General features: G+C 69.6%; 8 protein-coding genes, 1 pseudogene and 1 riboswitch. Of the genes and pseudogenes, 5 read left to right on the forward strand and 4 right to left on the reverse strand.

The window, feature by feature from the left end; genetic code table 11:
- Positions 1 to 97: 97 nt before the first annotated feature.
- Positions 98 to 1,381: an extracellular solute-binding protein gene (locus ACZ499_RS29100; protein ID WP_468679251.1), complete on the reverse strand. Its 1,284-nt coding sequence runs from the start codon at positions 1,379 to 1,381 to the stop codon at positions 98 to 100.
- Between the two features lie 282 nt (positions 1,382 to 1,663).
- On the opposite strand from ACZ499_RS29100, the gene ACZ499_RS29105 reads away from it, so the two are divergent.
- The 5 genes from ACZ499_RS29105 to ACZ499_RS29125 all read left to right on the forward strand — a co-directional run bounded on the left by ACZ499_RS29105 (position 1,664) and on the right by ACZ499_RS29125 (position 8,536).
- A complete protein-coding gene (locus ACZ499_RS29105) occupies positions 1,664 to 2,428 on the forward strand; it encodes a GntR family transcriptional regulator (RefSeq protein WP_385534251.1) in 765 nt (254 codons plus the stop codon).
- 297 nt (positions 2,429 to 2,725) lie between these two features.
- Positions 2,726 to 2,980: a DUF3311 domain-containing protein gene (locus ACZ499_RS29110; RefSeq protein ID WP_468679252.1), complete on the forward strand. Its 255-nt coding sequence runs from the start codon at positions 2,726 to 2,728 to the stop codon at positions 2,978 to 2,980.
- Positions 2,977 to 4,596, forward strand: a complete 1,620-nt coding sequence (mctP, locus tag ACZ499_RS29115; protein ID WP_468679253.1) for a monocarboxylate uptake permease MctP — start codon at positions 2,977 to 2,979, stop codon at positions 4,594 to 4,596. The genes ACZ499_RS29110 and mctP overlap by 4 nt, the downstream gene beginning before the upstream one ends.
- 292 nt (positions 4,597 to 4,888) lie before the next feature.
- Positions 4,889 to 5,012: riboswitch (cobalamin riboswitch) on the forward strand.
- 129 nt (positions 5,013 to 5,141) lie between these two features.
- The gene (locus ACZ499_RS29120; protein ID WP_468679254.1) at positions 5,142 to 7,520 is read left to right on the forward strand and encodes a ribonucleoside-diphosphate reductase subunit alpha; all 2,379 of its coding nucleotides are present in this window, start codon (positions 5,142 to 5,144) and stop codon (positions 7,518 to 7,520) included.
- On the forward strand, positions 7,520 to 8,536 hold the full coding sequence (locus ACZ499_RS29125) for a ribonucleotide-diphosphate reductase subunit beta (RefSeq protein WP_468679255.1): 1,017 nt from the start codon (positions 7,520 to 7,522) through the stop codon (positions 8,534 to 8,536). Before ACZ499_RS29120 ends, ACZ499_RS29125 begins: the two co-directional genes overlap by 1 nt.
- A gap of 68 nt (positions 8,537 to 8,604) precedes the next feature.
- Here ACZ499_RS29125 and def read toward each other — a convergent pair whose 3' ends face one another.
- The 3 genes and pseudogenes from def to ACZ499_RS29140 all read right to left on the reverse strand — a co-directional run.
- Positions 8,605 to 9,237: a peptide deformylase gene (gene def, locus ACZ499_RS29130; RefSeq protein ID WP_468406421.1), complete on the reverse strand. Its 633-nt coding sequence runs from the start codon at positions 9,235 to 9,237 to the stop codon at positions 8,605 to 8,607.
- A gap of 58 nt (positions 9,238 to 9,295) precedes the next feature.
- Complete coding sequence (locus tag ACZ499_RS29135; protein WP_468679256.1) at positions 9,296 to 10,285, reverse strand: tetratricopeptide repeat protein; 990 nt, start codon at positions 10,283 to 10,285, stop codon at positions 9,296 to 9,298.
- Between the two features lie 114 nt (positions 10,286 to 10,399).
- Positions 10,400 to 10,675, reverse strand: a pseudogene (locus ACZ499_RS29140) (metal-dependent phosphohydrolase); the annotation flags it as partial.
- Positions 10,676 to 10,739 lie beyond the last annotated feature (64 nt).

The following is a 10,739-nucleotide window of genomic DNA, read 5'->3' on the forward strand; positions in this document are numbered from 1 at the left end:
TAGCTCCCCACCCCCCCCCCCCCCCCCCCCCCCCCCCCCCCCCCCCCCCCCCCCCCCCCCCCCCCCCCCCCCCCCCCCCCCCCCCCCCCCCCGCAGGTCACTTGGTGTTGATGACCTTGTCGATCGCGGCGTCCGCGTCCTTCGCGGCCTGCTCGACCGACTTCTTGCCGGTGCCGATGGCCTGCAGCATGTCCTGGAGGACCTTGGCCTTCTCGACCTGGCCCCAGCCCGGGGCCATGGGCACGAACCAGCTGGACTCGGCCGCGGTGGCCGGGACGGCCGTCTTCGGGTCCGACTTCAGCGGAGCGAGGTCCGTCTTGTTGTTGGGCAGGTTCTGCTTGGCGATCAGGCCCTTCTGACCCTGGGTGCCGGTGAACGCGTTGATCCACTCGGCGGCGAGCGCCTGCGCCTTGGACTTGACCGGGACGGCCAGGTCGGAGCCGCCGAGGAAGACCGGCATGGCCTTGCCGGACGGGCCGGGCATCACGAAGTTCTCGATCTTGTCGGCGAGCTTGCCGACCTTGTCGTTCTCCGGGGTGGCGGCGGTGCCGCCCTCCCAGCCCGCACCGAAGATCAGCGCGGACTTGCCCTGGCCGTAGACGATCGGACGGTCGGACTCGTCCTTGGTCTTGTCGCCGTGCATGTACGTGCCGAGGATGTTCTTGTACTCGTTGAGGCCCTTGAGGGACTCCGGCGAGGACAGGTTCGCCTTGAACTTGCCGCCGTCCTCCTTGGCGATGGAGCCGCCGGCGTCGTACACGTACGACATGGCCGCGTACCAGTCACGGGACGGCTGGTACCAGGCGCTGAACTTGTCGCCCTTCTTCTCCTGGATCTTGTCCAGGTCGGCGGTCAGCTCGGTGTACGTCTTCGGGGTGGCGCTCACGCCCGCGTCGGCGGCGATGTCCTTGCGCCAGGTCGCCACGCGGCCACCGGCGTAGTAGGGGACGCCGTAGGTCTTGCCGCCGTACGAGACCGAGGCCTTGAGGCCGTCGAGCCAGGCGGAGGAGTTGTCGAACTTCGACGGGTCGATCTCGGCGAAGGCGCCCTTGACCGAGTAGGCGAGCATCTCGGTGTTGCCCATCTCGACCACGTCGGGCGCCTTGTCGGTGGCGAGCACGGCGTCGAGCTTGGCGTTCTTGTCGGGCCAGCCGTAGTACTCGTGGCTGATCTTCAGGCCCGGGTGCTTGGCGACGATCGCGTCGTCCGCGGCCTTGACCAGGTCCGGCCAGTTCTTCTGGGCGTCGACCGTCAGCCAGACCGTCAGCTGCTTGGCGTCGCCGCCCTTCGCCCCGTCGTCCTTCTTGTCGTCGGAGCCACACGCCGCGATGCTGACCAACATGCCCGCGACGCCTATCGCCGCGATGAGCTTGCGCTTCACGCCACCCTCCTCAGGGATGCTGCAACCCCCGCCCACCGCGAAGACATACGACGTGTACTGCCTGTGGGACTGGGACCTGGTCTTTAATGGTTTAGACCAGTACCGGGAGCTTGGCCTAGACCTTTAGGGGTGTCAAGGGTGTATAAGAAGGGCTGTCGCGTCCGTTATCGGACCGACACCTGAGGGAGGGCGACGACCCGTGACCGGTCCGTGCCACCATGTGAGCCGCGACAGACGGAGGAGCCGGTGACGGCAGCAGCGCAGCACTCGGGAAGGCGGGCCATGGCCACCGACGGGAGCGGTACGGAGACAGAGGCGGGCGCCGGCGCCCGTACCGCTCGCGTGCCCAAGTACTACCGCCTCAAGAAGCATCTCCTCGACATGACGGAGACCCTTCCGCCGGGCACCCCGGTGCCGCCCGAGCGCACCCTGGCCGCGGAGTTCGACACCTCCCGCACCACCGTGCGCCAGGCCCTCCAGGAGCTGGTGGTCGAGGGGCGTCTGGAGCGCATCCAGGGCAAGGGCACGTTCGTCGCCAAGCCCAAGGTCTCCCAGGCGCTCCAACTCACCTCGTACACCGAGGACATGCGCGCCCAGGGTCTGGAGCCGACCTCTCAGCTCCTGGACATCGGCTATGTCACCGCCGACGACACGCTGGCGGGACTGCTCGACATCACGGCGGGCGGCAGGGTGCTGCGCATCGAACGGCTGCGGCTGGCCAGTGGCGAGCCGATGGCCATCGAGACGACCCACCTGTCGGCCAAGCGCTTCCCCGCGCTGCGCCGCTCGCTCGTCAAGTACACCTCTCTCTACACCGCCCTCGCGGAGGTGTACGGGGTGCGGCTCGCCGAGGCCGAGGAGACGATCGAGACGTCCCTGGCCACCCCGCGCGAGGCCGGACTGCTCGGCACGGACGTGGGCCTGCCGATGCTGATGCTGTCCCGCCACTCCCTGGACGGCGACGGCGAACCGGTGGAGTGGGTGCGCTCGGTGTACCGGGGCGACCGGTACAAGTTCGTGGCGAGGCTCAAGCGGCCGACGGACTGACGCGGCCCGAACCCGCGACGGCTGGGGGTCCGGGGGTTAACCCCCGGGACAGCACAGCGTGGCGAGGCTCAAGCGGCCGACGGACTGACGCGGCCCGAACCCGCGACGGCTGGGGGTCCGGGGGCTATCCCCCGGGACAGCACAGCGTGACGAGGCCCAAGCGGCCGACCGACTGAAAGAGGTCGCTTACTCAACCCTCACGTCCGGTATCCGGTACGGGGGTTCCGTGGCGGGATTCCGTCCCCTAGATTTCGTGCGCATTACAACAGGTGAGCACAGCGAGGGGACGGAGCCACCATGCCGGAATCAACACAAGTGCGGAGACCGGTGATCACGCCTGTGCGCGTGGTCATCGCCCTCTGCCTGATCGCGCCCTTCGTGGCGATGCTCTGGGTCGGTTCGTACGCGAAGGCCGACCCGGCACTCGCCGGGATCCCGTTCTTCTACTGGTACCAGATGCTGTGGGTGATCATATCAACCGCGCTCACGATGCTCGCGTACAAGCTGTGGCAGCACGACCAGCAGGGCCGCAAGGCGGGTGAGGGCAAGTGACTCTCGCAGCCAACGACGGTGTGAACGGCGTCGCGCTCGGCGTCTTCATCTTCTTCTTCCTGGCCGTCACGGTCATCGGCTTCATGGCCGCCCGCTGGCGCCGCGCCGAGAACGAGCAGAGCCTCGACGAATGGGGGCTCGGCGGCCGCTCGTTCGGCACCTGGGTCACCTGGTTCCTGCTCGGCGGCGACCTCTACACGGCGTACACGTTCGTCGCGGTTCCGGCGGCGGTGTACGCGGCGGGCGCGGCCGGGTTCTTCGCGGTGCCGTACACGATCCTCGTCTATCCGCTGATCTTCACGTTCCTGCCCCGGCTCTGGTCGGTCTCGCACAAGCACGGCTATGTGACGACATCGGACTTCGTACGCGGCCGGTTCGGCTCCAAGGGCCTCTCGCTCGCGGTCGCGGTCACCGGCATCCTCGCCACGATGCCCTACATCGCGCTCCAACTGGTCGGCATCCAGGCGGTGCTCGACGTGATGGGCATCGGCGGGTCCGGCAACTGGTTCCTCAAGGACCTGCCGCTGCTGATCGCGTTCGCGGTGCTCGCCGCGTACACCTACTCCTCGGGCCTGCGCGCGCCCGCGCTGATCGCGTTCGTGAAGGACGGCCTGATCTACCTCGTCATCCTGGTGGCGATCATCTACATCCCGATCAAGCTCGGCGGCTTCGACGACATCTTCGCGGCGGCCCGGCACAAGTTCGAGACACCCAACGCGGCCGGGAAGCCCACGGGTGCGCTGGTGCCCCCCGAGGCCGGGCAGTGGACGTACGCCACACTCGCCCTCGGCTCGGCGCTGGCGCTCTTCATGTACCCGCACTCGATCACGGCGACCCTCTCCTCCCGCAGCCGCAACGTCATCCGCCGCAACACCACGATCCTGCCGCTGTACTCGCTGATGCTGGGCCTGCTCGCGCTGCTCGGCTTCATGGCGATCGCGGCCGGGGTCAAGGTCAAGAACGGCCAGCTGGCGATCCCGCAGCTCTTCGAGGACATGTTCCCGGACTGGTTCGCGGGCGTGGCGTTCGCCGCCATCGGCATCGGCGCGCTCGTCCCGGCGGCGATCATGTCGATCGCGGCCGCGAACCTCTTCACCCGCAACATCTACAAGGACTTCCTCAAGCCGGACGCCACGCCGGAGCAGGAGACCAAGGTATCCAAGCTGGTCTCGCTCCTGGTGAAGGTGGGCGCGCTGGTCTTCGTCCTGACCATGGACAAGACGGTCGCGATCAACTTCCAGCTGCTCGGCGGCATCTGGATCCTGCAGACCTTCCCGGCCCTGGTGGGCGGTCTGTTCACCCGCTGGTTCCACCGCTGGGCGCTGCTGGCGGGCTGGGCGGTGGGCATGGCGTACGGCACGCTCGCCGCGTACGGGGTCGCCTCGCCCACCCAGAAGCACTTCGGCGGCAGCTCCAAGAACATCCCCGGCATCGGTGAGATCGGCTACATCGGCCTCACCGCGTTCGTCCTGAACGTCGCCGTCACCGTGGTCCTCACGGTGGTCCTGAGGGCCCTGAAGGCCCCCGACGGCGTCGACGAGACGTCCCCGGAGGACTACACGGCGGACGCGGGCGACCCGGGCGTACAGACGGAACTCCCGGCCGCGACACACTGACGCGAGCCACATGACGGGCCGCCGGGTTTCCGGCGGCCCGTTTCCGCTGCCTGGGGGAATGCCCACGACCGCCTGAAGGTTCGGCGTACGGCACCCCCAACCCCTGAGGGGCGCGGGGCTGTGACATGTGCGGCTCCGCCGCGATGGGGGTCCCCCTGTTCGAGCGAAGCCGAGAACTTGGGGGAGCGACCAGCCCCCACCGGCCCGCAGTCGAGCAACTCCCCAACAAACACGCTCCGGTACGGATGCGACACAACATGTGGGGGCGCCAACAACTCCCGGCACAAGATGTATGCTCGTGCTCGCTGTCGCCGCAGGGGAATCCGGTGCAAATCCGGAACTGTCCCGCAACGGTGTACTCGTACGCATTTGCGTACCTGGTCAGTCCGAGGACCTGCCGACAGCGCGCCCTGGCCGTCCGGTCCGGGTGCCAGACGTCCGGGCCTCGCGGAATGGGCATGTGGACGCGGCGTACCCCCGAGGGGGTGTGTCCGTGTGCCCGCGCACTTCCCCAAGGCCCCGTGCCGAGCGAGGAGTGCCCCCACGTGACCATCGCCCCTGCGGATCCCGCCTCAGCGATCGCCGAAGAGCCGGCCGATGCCCCCGGGACCGCGCTGCTGCGGACCCTGACCGACCTCACCGCCGATCTGCCGGACACCGACCCCGGCCGTGTCGCCGCCGCCGCGCTGCGCGGCCGCAACGCGCGCTCGGACGAGGCGGAGCTGCGTGGGCTCGCCACCGAGGCCGCCGCCGGTCTGATCTCCGAGGACCCGGCGTACTCCCGCCTCGCCGCCCGGCTGCTGACGGTCACGATCGCCGACGAGGCCGCGACCCAGGGCTCGGTCTCGTTCTCCGACTCGGTCGAGGTCGGCCACCGCGAGGGCCTGATCGCGGACCGCACCGCCGACTTCGTACGGCTGCACTCGGAGCGTCTGGACGCGCTGGTCGCCGCCTCCCTCGCGGACGGCGCCGACGACCGCTTCGGCTACTTCGGACTGCGCACGCTCTACTCCCGCTACCTGCTGCGGCACCCGATCACCCGCCAGGTCATCGAGACCCCGCAGCACTTCATGCTCCGGGTCGCGGCGGGTCTGGCCGAGGACGACTCGGTGCGCGCGCTCGACGAGGTCGCCTCGCTGTACGGCCTGATGAGCCGGCTCGACTACCTGCCGTCCTCGCCGACGCTCTTCAACTCCGGCACCCGCCACCCCCAGATGTCCAGCTGCTACCTGCTGGACTCCCCGCTGGACGAGCTGGACTCGATCTACGACCGTTACCACCAGGTGGCACGTCTGTCGAAGCACGCGGGCGGCATCGGCCTCTCGTACTCCCGCATCCGCTCGCGCGGCTCGCTCATCCGGGGCACCAACGGCCACTCCAACGGCATCGTCCCGTTCCTGAAGACGCTGGACGCCTCCGTCGCGGCCGTCAACCAGGGCGGGCGGCGCAAGGGCGCGGCCGCGGTCTACCTGGAGACCTGGCACTCCGACATCGAGGAGTTCCTGGAGCTGCGCGACAACACCGGTGAGGACGCCCGGCGCACGCACAACCTGAACCTGGCGCACTGGATCCCGGACGAGTTCATGCGCCGTGTGGACGCGGACGGCACCTGGTCGCTGTTCTCCCCCGCCGACGTGCCGGAGCTGGTGGACCTGTGGGGCGACGAGTTCGACGCCGCCTACCGCAAGGCCGAGGCGGCCGGTCTCGCCCAGAAGACGATGCCGGCCCGGGACCTGTACGGCCGGATGATGCGCACCCTGGCGCAGACCGGCAACGGCTGGATGACCTTCAAGGACGCCTCCAACCGCACCGCCAACCAGACGGCGGAGCCCGGCCACACGGTCCACTCCTCCAACCTCTGCACCGAGATCCTTGAGGTCACGGACGACGGCGAGACGGCCGTCTGCAACCTCGGCTCGGTCAACCTCGGCTCCTTCGTGCTCGCCTCGGGCGAGATCGACTGGAAGCGCCTGGACGAGACCGTCCGTACGGCCGTGACCTTCCTGGACCGGGTCGTCGACATCAACTTCTACCCGACCGAGCAGGCCGGCCGCTCCAACGCCAAGTGGCGTCCGGTGGGCCTGGGCGCGATGGGCCTCCAGGACGTCTTCTTCAAGCTGCGCCTGCCCTTCGACTCCCCCGAGGCGAAGGCGCTCTCCACCAAGCTGGCCGAGCGCATCATGCTCACGGCGTACGAGGCGTCCTGCGACCTCGCCGAGCGCAACGGCCCGCTCCCGGCCTGGGACAAGACCCGCGCGGCGCGCGGCGTGCTGCACCCCGACCACTACGACGTCGAGCTGAACTGGCCGGAGCGCTGGACGGCGCTGCGCGAGCGGATCGCCTCGGTCGGCATGCGCAACTCGCTGCTGCTCGCGATCGCCCCGACCGCGACGATCGCGTCCATCGCGGGCGTCTACGAGTGCATCGAGCCGCAGGTCTCCAACCTGTTCAAGCGCGAGACGCTCTCCGGTGAGTTCCTCCAGGTCAACGGCTACCTGGTGGAGGACCTGAAGAAGCTCGGCGTGTGGGACGCGCAGTCCCGCGAGGCGCTGCGCGACGCCAGCGGCTCGGTGCAGGAGTTCAGCTGGATCCCCGCCGACGTGCGCGCGCTCTACCGCACGGCGTGGGAGCTCCCGCAGCGCGGCCTGATCGACATGGCGGCGGCCCGCACCCCGTTCCTGGACCAGTCGCAGTCGTTGAACCTGTTCCTGGAGACGCCCACCATCGGCAAACTGTCGTCGATGTACGCGTACGCCTGGAAGCAGGGTCTGAAGACCACGTACTACCTGCGCTCGCGCCCGGCGACCCGGATCGCCCGCGCCGCCCAGGCCGCCGCCCCGATCCCCGTCCAGCAGGCGGCTCCCGACGCCGACGCGATCGCCTGCTCCCTTGAGAACCCCGAGTCCTGCGAGGCCTGCCAGTAATGACCACCAACTCCGAGAAGAACCTTCTCGACCCGGGCTTCGAGCTGACCCTGCGCCCGATGCGTTACCCGGACTTCTACGAGCGCTACCGGGACGCCATCAAGAACACCTGGACGGTGGAGGAGGTCGACCTCCACTCCGACGTCGCCGACCTCGCCAAGCTCACGCCGGGCGAGCAGCACATGATCGGCCGCCTGGTCGCGTTCTTCGCGACGGGTGACTCGATCGTCTCCAACAACCTGGTGCTGACGCTCTACAAGCACATCAACTCCCCCGAGGCGCGGCTCTACCTGAGCCGTCAGCTCTTCGAGGAGGCCGTGCACGTCCAGTTCTATCTGACGCTGCTCGACACGTATCTGCCCGACCCGGACGACCGCGCCGCGGCGTTCGACGCGGTCGAGGAGATCCCCTCCATCCGCGAGAAGGCGCAGTTCTGCTTCAGGTGGATGGACTCGGTCGAGAAGATCGACCGGCTGGAGACGCAGGCCGACCGCCGCCGCTTCCTGCTCAACCTGATCTGCTTCGCGGCGTGCATCGAGGGCCTGTTCTTCTACGGCGCCTTCGCGTACGTGTACTGGTTCCGCAGCCGGGGCCTGCTGCACGGCCTCGCCACCGGCACCAACTGGGTGTTCCGCGACGAGACGATGCACATGAACTTCGCCTTCGAGGTCGTGGACACCGTCCGCAAGGAGGAGCCGGAGCTCTTCGACGACCAGCTCCAGCAGCAGGTCACCGACATGATCAAGGAAGCGGTGGAGGCCGAGCTCCAGTTCGGCCGCGACCTGTGCGGCGAGGGCCTGCCGGGCATGAACACCGAGTCGATGCGCGAGTACCTCCAGTGCGTCGCCGACCAGCGCCTCCAGCGCCTCGGCTTCGCCCCGGTGTACGGCTCGTCGAACCCGTTCTCGTTCATGGAGCTCCAGGGCGTCCAGGAGCTCACGAACTTCTTCGAGCGCCGCCCGTCCGCGTACCAGGTCGCGGTCGAGGGCTCGGTGGGCTTCGACGAGGAGTTCTAGCCGTACGTATGCGAAGGGGCCCCGCACCACACCGGTGCGGGGCCCCTTCGCATACGTCAGGGTGAGCGTCAGGCGTTCGGGACGACCTCGTAGCGCGGGGTGTTCTCCGCCATCTGACGCAACGCGTCCTTGCGGTCGCGCTTGGAGAGGCGGTCGATGTACAGGTACCCGTACAGGTGGTCCGTCTCGTGCTGGAGGCAGCGGGCGAAGTAGCCGGTGCCGCGCACCCGGATCGGGTTGCCCTCGGCGTCCTGGCCGCTGACCTCGGCGTAGTCGGGGCGGGCCAGCTCGGCGTAGGCCGTCGGGACGGACAGGCAGCCCTCGTTGGACTCGTCCAGGACCCGGCGGTCGGCCGGCAGCTCCTGAAGGACCGGGTTGCACACGACGCCGACGTGGCGCACGCCCTCGTCGTCCATGCAGTCGTAGACGAAGACCTTGAGGTCGACGCCGATCTGGTTGGCGGCCAGGCCCACGCCCTCGGCGGCGCGCTGGCTGGCGAACATGTCGTCGATCAGCTGCGCCAGCTCGCCGTCGAACGCGGTGACGTCCTTGCACTCCTTGTGGAGCACCGGGTTGCCGACGACCGTGATCGGACGGGCGGTGCCCCGCTCGCGGTACGCCAGCTCGCGCGCCTCGCAGTCCTCCGTGTCGACGACGAACCCGTCGTTCTCGACCTGCTGGTCCGTCTCCTGCTGCGACATGTCCGCCGTACGCCTTCCTGAAAACCCGATTCCGAACCCGTACAGCCTACGGGCACGGTCAGCAGACTTCTTCGAGATCCCGCCACTCGCGGCTGTCGGGGTTGTCCGCGACCCAGCCGTCGAGCAGCCCGCGCACCAGGCCGGGCGGCGCCGCGATGCCGCATTCGCGCTCCGGCACCCACAGGTCCCCGGCCGTGCGGTGGCCCAGCGGGCCCGGGTGGCCCGGCTCGCTGTGGTCGTGCGGGTCGAGGTGCTCTCCGTCGCCCTCGTCGCTGGGCATCCGCGACTCCGAGCAGGCCCGGCACAGCAGCCGCACCGACGAGGACCAGTCCTCGGCGGCGAAGCCCGCGTCGGCCGCGAGCCGCTCAAGGGCGTCCCGGTCGGCCTCGGTGGCGGCCTCCAGGAGCACCACCCAGGTGGGCACCGGCGAGGGCGCCCAGAGCTCGATCTCGTCGAAGACGGGGAAGGAGGGCCCGGCCGCGACCGTCCGCTCGCCGTGCGGCACCCCGTCGTGCAGGACCACCTCGCCCCAGCGCCGCCCGGAGGACGGCAGCGGGATCGACAGGACCTCGATCCGTGCCGGGTCCAGCCTGCGGCCCCACACCACCTCGGCCTCGCCCTCGGGCGAGAGCCGCACGGCCGCGCTGCCCAGCTCCATGCCGGACGGCTCGGCGGTGCCGGTGGCGGTCTCCTGGTAGCCGCGCACCTTGAGGCCGTACGCCTGCCAGGCGCGGCGGGCCAGCGGCCAGTCCTGGAGCGCGGTGGCGGCGATCCCCACGTTCCACCAGTCGGGGGCCCCGGTCTCCTTGTCGAGCAGCGCGACGGCCCGCAGGCCCGCGGCCCGCGCCTGTTCCCAGTCGTGCCGGAACTTGTGGAGCAGCGCCAGGTTGAACCAGGACTCGGAGAGCCAGGGTTCCAGGTCCGCGGCGCGCGTCAGCAGCGCGCCGGCGTCTTCGTACCTGCCGTCGCCGATCAGCGTGAACGCACGGTCCGTGGCCTGCCGCCACGAGGCGGAGGGCCGGTGCCGTCCCTTGCCGAAGATCCTCACGATTCCCGCCTGCCCAGACCGGCCTGCCTCCGAGCCGGTCTTACGGTCTCCCAGTTTTCTGGGTTCTTTCGCATCCAACCATGCCCGGCCGGAAGGCCGCTCATTACTCCTGGGTTACCCAGGTGCCGCCAGGGTCAGACAGCCCCTGGCCAGGACGCGTGCGAGCGATTCGACGACCTCGGGCTGATGGTCCCGGCCGGTGCCGAGCCGCAGCTGCTCCAGGGCGCTCAGGGAGCTCCCGGGGCCGCCCGCGGAGCCCGCCAGGTCGTCGTAGGCGTTGACGGTGCGCACGATCCGGGCGGGCAGCGGCTGCTCGCGGTACGGGTCGGCCTGCCGCTCCACGATCACCGCGACCTCGGCGGGCACCCCGGTCTGGCGCACCACGGCGCCGGGGGGGGGGGGGGGGGGGCGGCTCCGGCTCTATGGTGGTCGGCTCAGTGGGTGCTACCGCTCG

It is taken from the genome of Streptomyces sp. NPDC031265, assembly GCF_055570295.1.

What these genes read in the sequence shown, in the direction of transcription:
- ACZ499_RS29105 (WP_385534251.1), top strand. Translation starts at nt 1,664, where the DNA reads ATGGCCACCGACGGGAGCGGTACGGAGACAGAGGCGGGCGCCGGCGCC.
- ACZ499_RS29110 (WP_468679252.1), top strand. Translation starts at nt 2,726, where the DNA reads ATGCCGGAATCAACACAAGTGCGGAGACCGGTGATCACGCCTGTGCGC.
- ACZ499_RS29125 (WP_468679255.1), top strand. Translation starts at nt 7,520, where the DNA reads ATGACCACCAACTCCGAGAAGAACCTTCTCGACCCGGGCTTCGAGCTG.
- def (WP_468406421.1), bottom strand. Translation starts at nt 9,237, where the DNA reads ATGTCGCAGCAGGAGACGGACCAGCAGGTCGAGAACGACGGGTTCGTC.